Genomic DNA, 15,265 nt, shown 5'->3' on the forward strand with positions numbered 1-15,265 from the left:
TCATAGGAATAGGGATAGGGATAGGGATAGGAACCAGCCGCGAGATTGCGCAGCTGGTTCCTATTTTTACTGCAGCATCCTTTTGGTTTCGTTCCTGACATTCAGATCAAGTCAGGGAAGCTGTTTTATAAAAAGCTCGATTTGATTCATATATTCGCTGACGGTTATTTTTCTTGGCGCAAACAGACTAATAAAAGTTGCTTTAAGCTCCGAATCTGCCGTGCTCGTGCTCAGCATCGAATGCTCTGTATTCGGGAAGACCGCGACAGTGAGCAGCGAAGGGGCCACGCCCTCGCGGTACACCTGTTCAGTCTCTTTTACATCTATGTGAATATCGTCCTCTCCGAGCAGCAGAAGCACGGGTGAACGGAAATTAGCCAGATCGCCAGCGGCGTCAGATAAAAAGTTTTTGCTCACAAATGCCCATCTTTCCTGTGACATCATTTCGCCTTGATGAGCTGTTTTTACATATTTCTCGTACGGGGCTTTGTTTTTTAACAGCGCATTGACTTGTTGCTCATATGCTAGCCGGGCTGTAATATCGTCCTCTGAGTACCCTTCCTTTTTCATTTGTTCGCGCGTATTATATTGACCCTGAGACAGCCAATTGATGGCAGGGGATACCAAAATGCTGAAAGCAAGCTGTTCTTCCCCTGCAAGCTTTGGGATGACCCATCCGGCTTGGCTGGCACCCCATGCACCGATTCTTGTATGATCAATCATGGGCTGTGTTCTGGCCCACGCTAAAGCTTGCTGCGCCTCTTCTACCCGGTCATCGATGCTCTGATCGAGCCAGTTGCCGGCAGAGCCGTCAATTCCCCGCTTATTGAGGGACAAAGAAGCGTAGCCGTGGGCAGCAAGCCGCTCCCAAAGCGGCTTGTATCCGTCATTATGAGAGGCATTAATCGGGCCGTCACCATGCACGAACAATACAAGCCCAAGCTTTCCCGAAGCGTGTTTGGGCATGGCGAGTATGCCTGTTAATTGGCCTTCGGGGCTGGGAATCTGGATCGTTTGCTCTACTATGTCAAAGCTATTTTGCTGCAATACATAGAAAGTCGAACTGCCTATAATCAATAAAATAACGATAAGGACAATGCCCATTTTCTTTTTCATAGCGGCTCCTCAATAGGTATTCATTTTATTTCAACTTAATTTTCATATATTCCCATTCCAATTCATGGAACAACATATACTTTAGCAGGCTGCGTTCTTTACGATGCATGTGATAGGAAAGCTGTTCATATAACCGTTTGGCGCCCAGATTATGGCTCGAAACGTGCAGACTCAGGACATTAAAAGAAGGATGGGCACGGGCATAAAGCTCCGCCCACCCCAGCATCAGCTTGCCGATGCCTTCGCCTCGATAATTAGGATGGACGGTTACGTCTGCGATATAACATTCGCCTGGTTGCGGCTTGTACGATAGAAAATACAAACCAAGCAGCAGTTTGAGTAAAGCTCCCTTACCAAATATACGGAATTCCCGCCATAAAGGGAGCATAGGCTGTGGTGTGCTTCCTTCCAGTTCGGACTCAGGCCACCACTTGATGGACAATGTCCCTACGATATTACCAGCTTGCAGCGCTACTACTCGATGTGTTGCGGGCTCATTGGGAAAGTGCTCCAGAAGCTTCTCAAAAAAGAGCGCAAGAATAGAGTCATTCAGCTTAGAAAGCTTAAAAAATTTCTCTTTAAAGCCGTGTACAAGCAATTGGCCGACTTGCCGATTATATTTGGCCTGCATCGGCTCAATTGTAATAGAAGAAACCTTCATATTTTCGCCTCCTGTTCGGCACGTAAGGCTGTTTCAACTTGGATGAGCAGCTCATAATGGAGTTTGTCGTGGCTAAACAAAGATAAATAAGATTTTTCAATGACAATTAACGGTCCCTCCGTAACATAAGCTTGTGCTGCTGCATGACCGTATAGCTGTTCGATTCGTTGTTCAAGCTCTTCCTCGTCGTTAACCTGGAAATGGGCGGAAAGATAGTCTCCTGAAGGCAGGACAAGGTCGCTGGGTTCGGGTGTTTCGGTGCATAGCTTAAGGGTAGATGATTGTTCATACACATAATAAATATCCGACTCGAACAAGTCCGGAACAGGGTCCGACTGTTCAGACAGCAGCCTCGCATGAAGTTTAGTTTGTTCAGCCTTGGCGAACCAGCACTTCAAATGAACCGATTTTTGCCATTTGATTTGATAGGGCTTGTTCTGTGTGCTAAATGCTTGCTGTTCATGAAGCACTTTGCGAATTAAAAGTTGGAGCTCCTGGAGCCTGGCAATCTCCTGATCGGTTTCGAGCAAAGACGTATGCAGCAATTGCTCATATTGCTCGGAAGAATAGGTAGAGAAGCAGTCCTTAATAGACGAGACAGGTATACCGAGCCTGCGCAGCAGTAATATATGGGACAACCGATAAATCTGATCTATTCCGTACATTCTATACTGGTTGTTATCAATATACGCAGGTTGAAGAATTCCTTTTTCTTCAAAATAACGAATTTGATGAACAGATACATGCATGAGTTTTGCGAGACTGCTAATTGTAATATCATTTTTCATTATGTCGCTCCTACTATTTTATGGGGGGAACATTGTCATTAGCTTCACTATATACCTTAGGTCAGCCCTAAGGTCAAGCCTGTGCTCCATTTATTTTCATTTGGCTTATGGATGGTTAGAAAATCGCCAACGACAGACAGCTTTCTACACAAAAATACAATTTTTTACAAGGATATTATTGACAATTGAGTCGAGACTCAGTAAACTAAAAAAGTAATTAAATATCATTAATTACAACTATTAGGAAAAAAGAAAGGGGATTTTGTTCAATGAAAAGAAGTACAGTAACCGCAGCTTTAGCTCTTAGCATGCTTCTCTCTGTTCCAGCCGTAATCATGCAACCGCTTACGACAGTGATGGCGGCAGATGCTTCGGGCACGACAGCAAGCCTTTCCGATGTTTTGAAAAACCAGCAAGCGGATGGAGGCTGGAGAAAGGATTACTCAGAAACTAGTGGCGAGTGGTCCAAGTCAACAATCGACAATAAGGCAACTTACTCGGAAATTCGCAGATTGGCGACCGAATATCAGAAAACGAAGGACAGCAAATATTCCACAGCGGCAATCAAGGGCATTAATTTTCTAATCAATATGCAATATGCGAATGGAGGATTCCCACAAGTTTATCAAAGCTCTGGCTATCATAAACATATTACCTATAATGATAATGCAATGGTTAATGTCCTGATTTTATTGGATGAAATTGCGAATAAAAAAGGGGATTTCTCCTTTATCGACAGCACGCTCGCTGCCAAAAGCAAGCAGGCGGTAGATAAAGGGGTAGACTGCATTTTGAACACGCAAGTTACAGTTAGCGGCAAATTGACAGCATGGGGCCAGCAGCATGACTCCAGCACATTGAAGCCGGCGGGGGCAAGAATTTATGAAGTGCCTTCACTCACCGCTCAGGAGAGCGTAAACATTGTGAAGTTTTTGAAAACGAGAACGTCCACTACGAAAATCGCCGCTGCGATTAAAGGGGCTGAAGATTGGTTCAAAGCGGTACAAATTAAGGGAATCCGGGTCGAGAAAACGAGCAATGATGTTGTTGTAATCAGCGATCCGAGCGTTACTACCCCAATCTGGGCGCGGTTCTATGAGATTGGTACCAACAAGCCAATCTTTGTGGGCCGTGACGGTGTAGTGAAGTACAAGCTCAGCGATATCGACCAGGAAAGAAGAACAGGCTACGCCTGGTATGGCAACTGGCCATCCAAGTAAGTAGAGGGATGCTCTTTCGAAATAGAAGGTGCGGAGAGCTGAATTGAAAGCGATTTCCTGATTGTGCCATAAGCCCGGAGGACCTTTATTATAAAAGGTTTTTCCGGGCTTATTCGATTTTTCTCCTTACAAGCCGTGCCGAATTATGATATGGTCGTTGAAGGCGCGCCATTAGAGCTGACGCTTGAGATATAAAGGATGAGGAGAAGGTTGGCTGTGAAGGAACAGAAGGAACAAAAGAATCAACAGAAACAACGCAATGGAATGCAACAAAGTAATCGGAGCAGGTTTAGCGATCCGAAATTTGTAGCGTTAATTGCTACTTTGTGCTGCTTATTATGGGGGAGTGCCTATCCGACTATTAAGCTGGGCTATCTCGCCTTTGATATTATGCCAGAGGACATCGCTTCAAAATATGTTTTTGCCGGCTATCGCTTTGTGCTGGCAGGGCTGTTGCTGCTGGTGTTATTCCGGGCCACGGGCAAGAAGGTGCTTTCCTTATCCAAAAGCCAGCTAACAAGCTTGCTCGTTCTGGGCCTGCTGCAGACAGGTCTCCAATATATATTTTTTTATGTGGGAGTAGGCAATACAACAGGCGTCAAAGGCTCGATTATGAATGCAACGACGACCTTTTTCAGCGTCATTTTGGCCCATTACCTTTATAAAAATGACAAGCTGGGCAAAAATAAAATTTTCGGCTGCCTGCTCGGGTTTATCGGCGTTATTGTTGTGAATTTCCATACGGATTTGCTGGAGTTTTCCTTTTCCTTTAAAGGGGAGGGGTTCGTCATTGTGGCAGCCCTCATCTTCTCCATCACGGCCATTTATGCCAAAAAGCTGACAGCTACCATTGATGTTTTGCTAGTGACAGGCTACAGCTTGCTCATTGGCGGCTTGGCTCTAACCTTGCTGGGCCTTGGACTTGGGGGCCGTGTGACGCATTTTACACCGGAGTCGACAGGCAACCTTATTTATTTGGCGCTGCTGTCCTCGGCCGCGTTCTGTCTGTGGAATTTGCTGCTTAAATATAACAAAGTCGGGCAGGTGTCCGTTTATAACTTCCTGATTCCTGTGTTCGGGACCTTGCTATCCGCATTGTTTCTCGGTGAACAGATTATGGAGTTTAAAAATCTCGTGGCCCTGCTGTTCGTTTCTCTTGGCATTTATATGGTCAATCGGACAAGAAAAGAGGTCATAGTCTCTCAAAGTTCCGAAGCCTTGCGAAGCAGTCGTTGATAGTAGTCGTTAATAGACGATGCTTCAGCGTAAAATACGTCAAAGCGTCAGAAGTTAAAACCCGTCAAGAGCCTTGTGAGATCAAGGCTCTTGACGGGTTTTTTTGATTGTTCCATTTTGGAGCTGCTAGTCCGAGCACAATCTGTCTATTTTCATCATTGACAGTGCTCCAAATTATGGTTATGATGTACTCGAATGTTAATAGTAATTATTACTATTAAGCAACAATAAAGCAAGAGGAGCGCTGGATCAAAAAAATTGAATTAGAGGGTAGTTATGATGAAACGAGAAATCGATTTTGTAAAGTTCAACCCCACGCAAAATATGACCATTCTTGTGAAAACCAATCATGCCGCTTCCGAGTACAAGCAAATTGCTTCAAAAATGATGTCTTATGACCATGTTTATGCTGAACAAGTAGGCTTTATCGAACAGCCCAAGCACGGTGCTGCTGCCTATTTGCAAATGGCGGGAGGTGAGTTTTGCGGAAATGCGTGTATGGCGCTGGCTGCATTTATTGCTTCTGAACAAGGAATCAATCAAAGCGATTTAATGGAAATCGTATTAGAAGCGTCGGGAACCGATCAATTAGTGACATGCCAAGTGAAAAAAATGCAAGAGGAGTTTTTTTGCCAAGTGGCGATGCCTATGCCTCGAAAAATCGAGCAGAAGACCGTTGTGTATGAAGGCGATGATTTGAATATTGTCATTGTGCGCTATGATGATTTTTTTCATATTGTCATTGAAGTAGAGCAGTTCGACAGGGCCGAGAAGGACAGAGCACAATCACTAGCCAAGCTGCTTGGCATAACGTTAGGAGCCAACTTGATCGGCATATTATTGTTTAAATCTGACTCTAATGAAATGGCTCCGCTCATTTACGTTCCTTCTTTAGACAGCATGATATGGGAGCGAGGGTGCGGATCAGGTACGGCTTCACTTGGCGCATATCTGTCTTGGAAAAACAAAGGAGCTATTGCTGCACCAGTTAAGCAGCCCGGCGGCACGATTCATGTAATGGCTGATTGCTATAAAGATGAAGTAACAAGCTTGAAAATTGAAGGATCTGTTGGAATCGTAGCACAAGGCAAAGCATTTATTTCTGTATAACGATTAATGGGTATGGGGGAGAAGGGAATGAATCAGTTAACGACATTTGAACAAAGCTTGACCTTGTTTCGAGAACGGTTTACGGATTTAGTAAAGCGATATGACGGCACGTCTCATAAAAGCTCGGAGCTAGAGCGGGTCATAGATGACTATTCAGCTTTCATCCTAGACGAGGGGAACAAAGCATCATGGGAAGCCTTGGAGCAGCAAGTCGGTAATGAGCTTCCTCTGCTTCTCGCTGACCTAAGGAAGATGTCTTCGTTATGCGTCGCTATTATGGAAAAATATCGCGCCTTGAAGCTGCTGGATGGAGAAGTGGACAATACCGATTATTTTAAAAATATCGAGTCCTGCATTGAACAAGAATTTGGCAGCTTTCAGGTCACGGAGGGATCCATCGTATTGTTGATTGGCTCAGGCTCGTTCCCCATGACGCCATTATTTATCGCAAAGCGGACGGGCGCACAAGTAGTCGGCATTGATATCGATGAGGAAGCTATCGAGCTAGGACGAAAAGTGATACATAAATTAGGAAGCGAATTAAACATTCGGTTAGAAAAATCGTTCATAGAGCAGCTTGATATCATCAAGGATGTGACCCATATTATTTTCAGCTCAACCGTTTCCAATAAATACGAGCTGCTGGAGCAATTATATGACTTAACGAATGAGCAAGTGGTCGTGGCGATGAGATACGGCGATCAACTGAAGTCCTTATTCAATTACCCTATGCAAGCGGTGGATGAAGGAAGGTGGAGGCTGGTTGACACCATATTGCGTCATGACCATGTGTTTGATATAGCTTTGTACAAGCGTAATTCTTAGATTTAAAAAAAGCACAGGCTTAATCATGATCCAATAGGAGGTTTATATGAGTGAATTCCAACGCGTGTTAATCGTAGGCACGGGGCCCGCTTCTATTCAGCTTGCCGTCACGCTAAAAAAGGATTTGAACAGCTGTATTGGCATTGTTGGCAGAAAGTCGGCTCGTTCGGAACGTTTTTTTACGGCACTTAAGCACAGCCAAAATCAAGTGAGGGTAGACGTTCAAAATAAAAAGCATCAGCAGATGGAAGGCAGCTGTATCATCGATCATGTTTATGATGGATATGGCAGCATGACGGGAGAATGGGATACGCTGATCTTTGCTGTCACAACCGATGCGTATATGGAGGTTTTGAAGCAGCTTAATGATCAACTGCTCCAACAAGTAAGGTGCATCGTATTAATTTCGCCCACCTTCGGCTCCAACAGCTTAGTACGCCATTATATGAATACGATTTTGCCAAATGTAAATGTGGACATCATCAGCTTTTCTACCTACCTTGGCGATACACGCTGGAAGAGCGGCGAGCCAACCAATCATGTGTTGACGACAGGGGTTAAGAAAAAGGTTTTCATTGGCTCCTCGAACAATGCTTCACCCCATGTAGAAAGGCTCTGTGCATTATTTGAACGATTGGGCATTAGGCTGGAAGTCATGAGCAGTCCCATAGAGGCGGAGACGAGAAACATCTCTCTCTATGTCCATCCGCCATTGTTTATGAACCCTTTCTCACTAAACGTTATCTTCGGCCATTCAGCTGTAAGGAAATATGTATATAAAATGTTTCCCGAAGGACCTATTACGCAATATTTAATTCGCGATATGCTGGCCGGGTGGAAAGAGATGACGAATGTGATCGAAAAGCTGAATTTGAATGGTGTAAATCTGCTGAAGTTCATGATCGATGATAATTATCCAGTTAGATTAGAGAGCTTATCGCGTCATGATATCGATAATTTTATTCAGTTGGAGACGATTCATCAAGAGTATTTATTGTACATACGCTATACGTCGCTGTTAATCGACCCATTCTCGGAGCCGGATCAGGACGGGAAATATTTCGATTTTTCCGCCGTTCCCATTCGTCAAATCTTCGTCAACCAAGAGCAATATTGGGATATTCCACGAATGCCCAAAGAGGATTATTATCGGATAAAAATCATTCAGGGCATTGCAAGATTCGCAGGCTCAAGCTGCCCAACCCTTGATCAATTCATTGCAGCCTATGAGCATAAAATCGAGGAAGCTGCCCAAGCGCTTAAAGGCGAAAAAATATCGGATGCATTCGTTGTCCAGAGCTTTGAAGAAGATTTGAAGATGATCTGCAGTGAAATCGGCAGCAGCATAGAACACAGGTGATGGAGTGCGCACTTATACAGGAGGATATGACATGACAAGAAAAATCGTTGTTTTATTATCGGCATTAATCGTTTCAATTGTATTATTGGCAGGCTGCAGTGGCGGTAATGATCGTAATGCTGGAAATGCTGAAAATGCTGCAAAAACAGAAGCAGCGGATCAAGGCAAGGAACTGGTGTACGCCACAGCAAAAGATATTAATGATATGAACCCCCATCTGTATCCCGGCTCATTGCCAGCGCAAGGGATGGTGTACGAATCATTAGTTGAAAACACGGAGGATGGTATCAAGCCATTGCTTGCCGAGTCCTGGACAGTGTCTAACGATGGCAAAGTATACACCTTTCATTTAAGAAAAGATGTGAAATTCCACGATGGCGAGCCATTTAACGCCGATGCGGTAAAGAAGAATATAGAAGCGGTGCAAAGCAATGCAAGCAAGCATGCCTGGATCAAGCTTTCGACGAAAATTGTGAGCGTAAGCGTACTCGATGAGTATACGTTTGAAATGGTGCTGTCCGAGCCGTATTACCCGGCATTGCTTGAATTATCGATGACTAGACCCTATGTATTCATCTCGCCCAAAGATTTTGTTAATGGGGAAACGAAAGATGGCGTAAGCGGCCATAACGGCACGGGGCCCTATAAGCTGACCGAACATAAAACCGATCAATATGCGGTATTCGAAGCGAATGATAGCTATTGGGGCGGTGCGCCAAAGGTGAAGAACATTACAGCGAAGGTGCTTCCGGCAGGGGAGACAACCTTTTTGGCGCTGCAAAAGGGAGAGGTCAACTTTATATTTACAGATGATCGGGGCTCAGACAGCATTGATGTGGAGGCGATGAATCAGTTAATGGATTCGGGCGACTTCCAGCTTGTCAGAAGCAAAGCGATGAATACGAAAATGATCGTTGCCAACAGCAGCAAAGCGGATAATCCCGCCCATGAAACGGCTGTTCGTGAAGCCATTTGGTATTCGATTGACAGAGAAACGATCAGCAAGCAAATTTTTAGCGGTACGGAAACAGCAGCCCATACGCTATTTTCCGCTAACGTCCATTATGCCAATGTCGAGCTAAAGCAACGCGGCTTTAATTTGGATACAGCGAAGCAGCTACTGGAGAAAGCAGGCTGGATGCAGAAGAATGGCAGCGAGATTAGAATGAAGGACGGCAAGCCATTAGCGATGAAGCTTTATTATGACGTCAGCTCCTCCTCGCAAAAAACAGAGGCCGAGTTCATTCAAAACACAGTAAAAAAGATCGGGGTCCAGTTGGAGCTTATCGGCGAAGAATCTTCCTCCATTGCAAGCAGAAGAGCTACGGGAGACTATGATTTGCTGTTCAATCAAACATGGGGACTCGCCTACGACCCGCAGAGCACCATTTCCGCTTTTACTTCCGAGTCGGCTTATTACCACACGACAAGCGGCATCAACCAAGCGGATGAGCTGTACAAGAAAATTGATGAAGTAATGGTCACGCTGGATGAGGAAAAACGGAAATCGTTGTATGCGGATATTTTAGCGATCGTTCATGATGAAGCCGTCTTTATTCCCATTACCAATGGCAGCGTTACGATTGTAGCTCCCAAAGACTTGCAGGGTATTTCATTTAAGCAAACCCAATTTGAACTGCCCTTTGAGCAAATGCATTTTGAATAGATGATAACCAAAACAAGGAGCTTGCTATGGTCAGCTATATTATCAAACGGTCACTCCTTTCGATTCCGTTGCTTGTAATCATATCTTTTTTAACGTTTGGCTTGAACAATTTGTCCCCGTTAGATCCGGCTGAAGTCATATTGCACGCGCAAGGCGTGCCGGCCATTACGGATGAATTAATAGCGGAAACGAAAGCAGCGCTTGGGATGGATCGGCCATTTCTAATCCGCTATTTGAACTGGTTCGTGTCATGCCTGCAGCTTGATTTCGGGAACTCGTATGTTACCGGCAAAACCGTGTGGTCCTTGCTGGCTCCCGCTTTTCTAAATACGTTAAAGCTGACGTTGGTGTCGGCGGCTGCCATTATTGCGCTGTCCATTGGATTAGGTGTAATTAGTGCCCTTAGAGAAGGGAAAATGACCGATAAATCGATTAGAGGCGTTTCCTTTTTTCTAACCTCCATGCCGCCTTATTGGCTTGCGGCGCTTATGGTTTGGTATTTTTCCGTGCAATTGGATTTGCTGCCGACAAGCGGGATGGATTCGTACGCAAGTTATATTTTACCGGTTCTTGTAATCACGATCAGTTATACAGGCATTTATTTTCGAATCGTTCGAAGCTCGATGTTAAGTAATATGAATGAAGACTACGTGCTGTATGGCAGGGCAAGCGGTTTGCCAGAGATGAAAATAACGATGCATATATTGAGAAATTCATTGCAGGTTGCTGTATCAGTGTTTTGTATGGCGATCCCGATTATTTTAGGCAGCACGGTCGTTGTGGAAAATATTTTTGCATGGCCGGGGTTAGGAACGCTGAGTGTTAAAGCCATTCTTAGCAGGGATTTCCCGATCATTCAGGCGTATGTCCTTGTACTCGCCATGGCTTTTGTGCTGTTCAACACCGTTTCTGACATTATGAATGCGGCGATGAACCCTAAATTAAGGAAGGGACACTAAATGAAACGATTGCGATTTCTGTTGAAAGATAAGCTGGCCGCAGCTTCTTTATCGATTCTTGTTTTGACCCTGGCTGCCGGCATATTCGCTCCTTTATTTGCTCCGCATGATCCTGAAGAAGTGCATATGGAGCTTCGATATGCTGCGTCATCGTGGGAGTATTTGTTAGGCAACGATCACCTTGGGCGCTGCATTTTATCGAGATTAATTTTTGGAATCCGTCCTAGTGTTCTTTGGGTGCTTGCTGCATTGGCCGTATCGGTCGGAATTGGAGCGGTTTTAGGCTTAATAGCAGGTTACTTTAGAGGGATCATAGATGCCATTGTGATGAGAATTTGTGATGTGATGCTTTCTTTCCCTGGCTATGTCATGACCTTGGCCGTGATCGGTATTTTGGGGGTAGGCCTTGAAAATATTTTGCTCGCTTTCGTCTTGATGAAATGGGCATGGTTTGCGCGAATCATTAGAACTTCTGTGATGCAATATGCTGAATCCGACTATGTGAAATTTTCCAAAGTGCTTGGTGTCAGCAACCTCAAAATAATAGCCAAGCATATTGTTCCAGTAGCGCTTCCGGAAATTGCGGTCATTGCAAGCAGCTCCTTCGGTTCCATGATATTGCAATTATCAGGCTTTTCGTTTCTTGGCTTAGGCATTCAGGCTCCGAATGCGGAGTGGGGCATGATGTTAAATGAGGCGAGGGAAGTAATGTTCTCAAAGCCAGCGTTTATGCTCGCGCCCGGTTTAACGATTATTATAGTCGTATCGGCGATCAACTTTTTATCGGATGCGCTTCAGGTTGCTTTAGATCCTAAGTTATTGGCCTCCAAATATAAGCAGCAAGCACGGGGACTTGCTGCCATTGCTAGACTACAAGGCAAGGAGGTGGCTTGATTTTATGGCTATTTTGGAAGTGGCGAATTTGAAAATTTGGGACAGCCAGACGGGTCAGGTCATTGTTCCGGGCAGCTCCTTTCATGTCAAGCAAGGCCGCTGCCTAGCCATTGTCGGCGAAAGCGGAAGCGGGAAATCCCTCACATGCAGAGCCATCATGAGATTAAACAAGCCTGGCATCCGCCAAGCTGGGGACATTTTGTTTAACGGGGTCAATCTCAGCGAGCTTTCAGAAAAGGAAATGAGGAAAAAACGAGGCAAGCAGCTGTGTATGATTTTGCAAAATGGAATGCGTGCCTTTGATCCTTCTTGCGTGGTCGGCGTTCATTTGCGGGAAACGCTGGCCTGCCATTTCGGTTGGGGCCGAGAAGAAATAACGGCTAAAATGAAACGTGCTATGGAAAGCGTGATGCTGAAAGATCCGATCGCGGTGATGAATATGTATCCGCATCAGTTGTCCGGCGGCATGCTGCAGCGGATTATGATTGCGCTCACTCTGGTGCTAGAGCCTGCTATCGTTATCGCGGATGAGCCGACGACGGCTCTTGATACGATCTCGCAGTTCGAGGTCGTTGAACAATTTATTCAATTGCGGGAGAAAATGGGCTGCTCGATGATTTTTATTTCACATGATTTAGGCATCGTCCGAAAAATAGCGGATGACGTTCTGGTTATGAAAGAAGGGGAAATTGTGGATCGCGGGACGAGCCCGTTTATTTTCTCGGAGTCTGCGCATGCCTATACCCGATATTTAGTATCCTCGAAGCAAGCGCTGAATGATCATTTCAAGCGATTAATGGGAGGAGTTAGCCTTGCTCAGCGTTGACCATGTTCATAAAACCTATTTAAAAGGCGGATTTTTCTCAAAAGAAATACAGCAGGTGCTGACAGACATTAGCTTCGAATGCGGGCAGGGTGAATGCTTGGGCATTATCGGGGAAAGCGGAAGCGGCAAATCGACATTGGGACGATTATTATTGGGGCTTGAAAAGCCTGATAGCGGAACGATTTTATTTGAGGGGAACAACGTAGAGGATCGACGAGCGAGACGGGGACAGATTAGCGCCGTATTTCAGGACTATTCCTCCTCGATTAACCCCTTTTATACAGTAGAACAGGCACTGATGGAGCCTTTGAAGCAGCAAAGCAGAGGTCGCCTTGAAGCTCAGGACAAAATGGATTTGCTCCTGCAGCAGGTGGGCTTAAACACGTCCTATCGAAAAAAATATCCGCATGAGCTATCGGGTGGGGAAGCTCAACGCGTATGCATTGCAAGAGCCGTTGCAACAGAACCAAAATGTATCGTATTTGATGAAGCGATTAGCTCTTTGGACGGCTCCGTGCAAATGCAGGTGCTGGAATTGCTAAAAAGCTTGAGGAAAATTTACAACATGGCTTATATTTTCATCACCCATGATATTCAGGCTGCCGCTTATATTTGCGATAAAGTTTTGATGATTAGAAATGGTCAAATCGAAGAAATGGTCCATATGGAACAATTAAAAGACGTCCAGTCAGCGTATGCAAGGAGATTGCTGCAGATGATCATTACCTGACGCTAGCAGCAAAGAGAGTTCCAGAGCCAGTCACAAGGAGAATAGAGGAAGGAGCAGAAGTGGTGAGAGGAGCTCTATCATGGCCTTTTGTTCGATTATATATTTTGACCCTGTTGTATTTTAGTGCAAACTCCATACTTAATGTCATTATCCCCTTGAAGGGTGAATCGCTTGGCGCTACCAATACAACGATCGGTATCATTATGGGGGCGTATTTATTTACAACGATGTTTTTTCGGCCATGGGCGGGCAAAATGATTCAAAGGTACGGGCCCATCCGCGTGCTGCGCACCATTCTTATTATGAATGGCTTTGCTTTAATCCTATATACGTTTACAGGATTAGAGGGCTATTTCGTCGCTCGCATGCTGCAAGGCGTATGTACGGCTTTTTTCTCCATGGCTTTGCAACTGGGCATTATCGATGCGCTGCCAGAAAAGGATCGTTCACAGGGGATTTCCATGTATTCCCTATGCGCTTCGATGCCGGGTATTATTGGCCCATTACTGGCTTTAGGCATTTGGCAAACAGGGCAGATGAATGATTTTACAGTGGCCATGATTGCCATTGCTGTCCTTACAGGCGTAGTAGGGTATAGCGCCAAAATGGACAATCAAGAGGCCAAGCCTTTTCCCGACAAGTCAGAGCAGGGGGCAAAAATGTCCGCTTCCTTTGGCCAGTTATTCAAAAACCCGCATTTGTTCAAATGCAGTGTGCTGATGCTGATCGCTTCCCTTGTATTTGGAGCGGTGACCACCTTCATACCGCTTTACGCTGCACAAGTCGAAGGTGGCAATGCCGCTATTTATCTCATGCTGCAGGCAGGAGCGGTAGTCGTGGCCCGATTTGTATTACGAAAGAAAATTCCATCAGACGGAAAATGGCATTCAGCTTTTATCATGGTTATTATGCTGATGCTAGCTGCAGCGGCGTTATGTGTGGGCTTTTCTGCAAGGGGTGGAGCCGGGTTTTTCTATGTCGGTGCAGGTTTGATGGGGATCGCTCAGGCGCTGCTTTATCCTACATTAACAACTTATTTAACGTTTGTATTGCCGCAATTGAATCGTAATGTATTAATTGGTTTATTTATTGCGATGGCGGATTTGGGCGTTTCGCTTGGAGGAGTTATTATGGGGCCGATAGCGGATATTTTTTCTTATTCCTTTATGTATATGATATGCGCGATATTGGGCGTGTCGATGATTGTTTTTTCTTATGAGCGACGTAAAATTTTTGTTGAATATAAGAAATGATAAGTACGATCCTTATAATGGGCTTCTATTTCAACGCGAAACGGTAGCTTTGCAGCCGTTTATGCATGGGATCAAAATAGAGCTGCTGCGTGAAAGCAAGGCTTGAGCTCGTATCACGCACTCCAAGCCGCAGAAATAGGGGAGGCCATAGCCTTCCATGTCAAACATACAAGCCGCATTCTCTTTCTGCGAATACAATAACGTGTATTCCAAAACCGAAAGGGGATAATTATTTTGAACAGAAATAATTACTATAATATGGGTGTTATAGGCAATATGGGTAATGTAGGCGGTATGAATGACATGAACTTTTGTCCCGATTGTCCAACGCAGACGATCTATGATCCTCCGATTGTACAATACGAGAACTACTATCACCCACAGCTTGTGAATGTCGTTCAAAACATTGAAACCGTGAAGCAGCATCATTGTTGTCCTGTCTACAAGCAGCATTTCACGCATACGGAGAAAAATGTTATGGTTTCGAGTGCGAGACGCGCAAAGCGGGCTAAAGCATCTGCTAATAAACGTTCAAAAAAATAGGCTGAATAGTAAACTAAGACCCGTAAGAACAGCTGCTTGGTGAGCCAAGCGACCGTCTTGCGGGTCTTTATTTAAGCA

At 44.9% G+C, this 15,265-nt stretch carries 15 protein-coding genes; 12 read left to right on the forward strand and 3 right to left on the reverse strand.

Annotation, left to right across the window (positions count from 1 at the left end):
- Positions 1–111: 111 nt before the first annotated feature.
- The 3 genes from AC6B99_RS07455 to AC6B99_RS07465 are packed head-to-tail and all read right to left on the reverse strand — an operon-like array spanning position 112 to position 2,565.
- Positions 112–1,116 carry an alpha/beta hydrolase family protein gene (locus tag AC6B99_RS07455; protein WP_056041849.1) on the reverse strand — a complete coding sequence of 335 codons (1,005 nt, stop codon included), beginning with the start codon at positions 1,114–1,116 and terminating at the stop codon, positions 112–114.
- Positions 1,117–1,141: 25 nt separating this feature from the next.
- On the reverse strand, positions 1,142–1,777 hold the full coding sequence (locus AC6B99_RS07460) for a GNAT family N-acetyltransferase (protein WP_056041847.1): 636 nt from the start codon (positions 1,775–1,777) through the stop codon (positions 1,142–1,144).
- Positions 1,774–2,565 carry a helix-turn-helix domain-containing protein gene (locus tag AC6B99_RS07465; RefSeq protein ID WP_496663103.1) on the reverse strand — a complete coding sequence of 264 codons (792 nt, stop codon included), beginning with the start codon at positions 2,563–2,565 and terminating at the stop codon, positions 1,774–1,776. The genes AC6B99_RS07460 and AC6B99_RS07465 overlap by 4 nt, the downstream gene beginning before the upstream one ends.
- A gap of 269 nt (positions 2,566–2,834) precedes the next feature.
- Here AC6B99_RS07465 and pelA point away from each other — a divergent pair, with 269 nt between their 5' ends.
- The 12 genes from pelA (at position 2,835) to AC6B99_RS07525 (ending at position 15,187) form a co-directional block, all read left to right on the forward strand.
- Positions 2,835–3,785 (forward strand): pectate lyase, encoded by a 951-nt coding sequence (gene pelA / locus AC6B99_RS07470; RefSeq protein ID WP_056041843.1) that lies wholly within the window; start codon positions 2,835–2,837, stop codon positions 3,783–3,785.
- Positions 3,786–4,001: 216 nt separating this feature from the next.
- A complete protein-coding gene (locus AC6B99_RS07475) occupies positions 4,002–5,021 on the forward strand; it encodes a DMT family transporter (RefSeq protein ID WP_235533310.1) in 1,020 nt (339 codons plus the stop codon).
- Positions 5,022–5,300: 279 nt separating this feature from the next.
- Positions 5,301–6,131, forward strand: a complete 831-nt coding sequence (locus tag AC6B99_RS07480; protein WP_056041841.1) for a histidine racemase CntK family protein — start codon at positions 5,301–5,303, stop codon at positions 6,129–6,131.
- A gap of 27 nt (positions 6,132–6,158) precedes the next feature.
- Positions 6,159–6,956 (forward strand): methyltransferase domain-containing protein, encoded by a 798-nt coding sequence (locus tag AC6B99_RS07485; RefSeq protein ID WP_496663104.1) that lies wholly within the window; start codon positions 6,159–6,161, stop codon positions 6,954–6,956.
- Positions 6,957–7,002: 46 nt separating this feature from the next.
- Complete coding sequence (locus AC6B99_RS07490) at positions 7,003–8,316, forward strand: opine metallophore biosynthesis dehydrogenase (RefSeq protein ID WP_056041837.1); 1,314 nt, start codon at positions 7,003–7,005, stop codon at positions 8,314–8,316.
- A gap of 31 nt (positions 8,317–8,347) precedes the next feature.
- On the forward strand, positions 8,348–9,982 hold the full coding sequence (gene cntA / locus AC6B99_RS07495; RefSeq protein WP_494861973.1) for a staphylopine-dependent metal ABC transporter substrate-binding lipoprotein: 1,635 nt from the start codon (positions 8,348–8,350) through the stop codon (positions 9,980–9,982).
- Positions 9,983–10,008: 26 nt separating this feature from the next.
- Complete coding sequence (opp1B, locus tag AC6B99_RS07500; RefSeq protein WP_056041833.1) at positions 10,009–10,941, forward strand: nickel/cobalt ABC transporter permease; 933 nt, start codon at positions 10,009–10,011, stop codon at positions 10,939–10,941.
- Positions 10,942–11,835: a staphylopine uptake ABC transporter permease subunit CntC gene (cntC, locus tag AC6B99_RS07505; protein WP_056041831.1), complete on the forward strand. Its 894-nt coding sequence runs from the start codon at positions 10,942–10,944 to the stop codon at positions 11,833–11,835. It abuts the gene before it with no gap.
- 4 nt (positions 11,836–11,839) lie between these two features.
- Entirely contained in the window at positions 11,840–12,661 is an 822-nt protein-coding gene (cntD, locus tag AC6B99_RS07510) for a staphylopine uptake ABC transporter ATP-binding protein CntD (RefSeq protein WP_056041829.1), read from the forward strand.
- Positions 12,648–13,391, forward strand: a complete 744-nt coding sequence (locus AC6B99_RS07515; protein WP_056041827.1) for an ABC transporter ATP-binding protein — start codon at positions 12,648–12,650, stop codon at positions 13,389–13,391. The genes cntD and AC6B99_RS07515 overlap by 14 nt, the downstream gene beginning before the upstream one ends.
- A 62-nt stretch (positions 13,392–13,453) precedes the next feature.
- Complete coding sequence (cntE, locus tag AC6B99_RS07520) at positions 13,454–14,644, forward strand: staphylopine family metallophore export MFS transporter CntE (protein ID WP_056041825.1); 1,191 nt, start codon at positions 13,454–13,456, stop codon at positions 14,642–14,644.
- 234 nt (positions 14,645–14,878) lie between these two features.
- Positions 14,879–15,187 (forward strand): hypothetical protein, encoded by a 309-nt coding sequence (locus tag AC6B99_RS07525; protein WP_056041823.1) that lies wholly within the window; start codon positions 14,879–14,881, stop codon positions 15,185–15,187.
- The last annotated feature ends 78 nt before the right edge of the window (positions 15,188–15,265 follow it).

This window comes from Paenibacillus liaoningensis (assembly GCF_059609455.1).

What these genes read in the sequence shown, in the direction of transcription:
- AC6B99_RS07465 (WP_496663103.1), bottom strand. Translation starts at nt 2,565, where the DNA reads ATGAAAAATGATATTACAATTAGCAGTCTCGCAAAACTCATGCATGTA.
- AC6B99_RS07480 (WP_056041841.1), top strand. Translation starts at nt 5,301, where the DNA reads ATGAAACGAGAAATCGATTTTGTAAAGTTCAACCCCACGCAAAATATG.
- cntA (WP_494861973.1), top strand. Translation starts at nt 8,348, where the DNA reads ATGACAAGAAAAATCGTTGTTTTATTATCGGCATTAATCGTTTCAATT.
- pelA (WP_056041843.1), top strand. Translation starts at nt 2,835, where the DNA reads ATGAAAAGAAGTACAGTAACCGCAGCTTTAGCTCTTAGCATGCTTCTC.
- cntD (WP_056041829.1), top strand. Translation starts at nt 11,840, where the DNA reads ATGGCTATTTTGGAAGTGGCGAATTTGAAAATTTGGGACAGCCAGACG.
- AC6B99_RS07460 (WP_056041847.1), bottom strand. Translation starts at nt 1,777, where the DNA reads ATGAAGGTTTCTTCTATTACAATTGAGCCGATGCAGGCCAAATATAAT.
- cntC (WP_056041831.1), top strand. Translation starts at nt 10,942, where the DNA reads ATGAAACGATTGCGATTTCTGTTGAAAGATAAGCTGGCCGCAGCTTCT.
- AC6B99_RS07485 (WP_496663104.1), top strand. Translation starts at nt 6,159, where the DNA reads ATGAATCAGTTAACGACATTTGAACAAAGCTTGACCTTGTTTCGAGAA.
- opp1B (WP_056041833.1), top strand. Translation starts at nt 10,009, where the DNA reads ATGGTCAGCTATATTATCAAACGGTCACTCCTTTCGATTCCGTTGCTT.
- AC6B99_RS07455 (WP_056041849.1), bottom strand. Translation starts at nt 1,116, where the DNA reads ATGAAAAAGAAAATGGGCATTGTCCTTATCGTTATTTTATTGATTATA.
- AC6B99_RS07490 (WP_056041837.1), top strand. Translation starts at nt 7,003, where the DNA reads ATGAGTGAATTCCAACGCGTGTTAATCGTAGGCACGGGGCCCGCTTCT.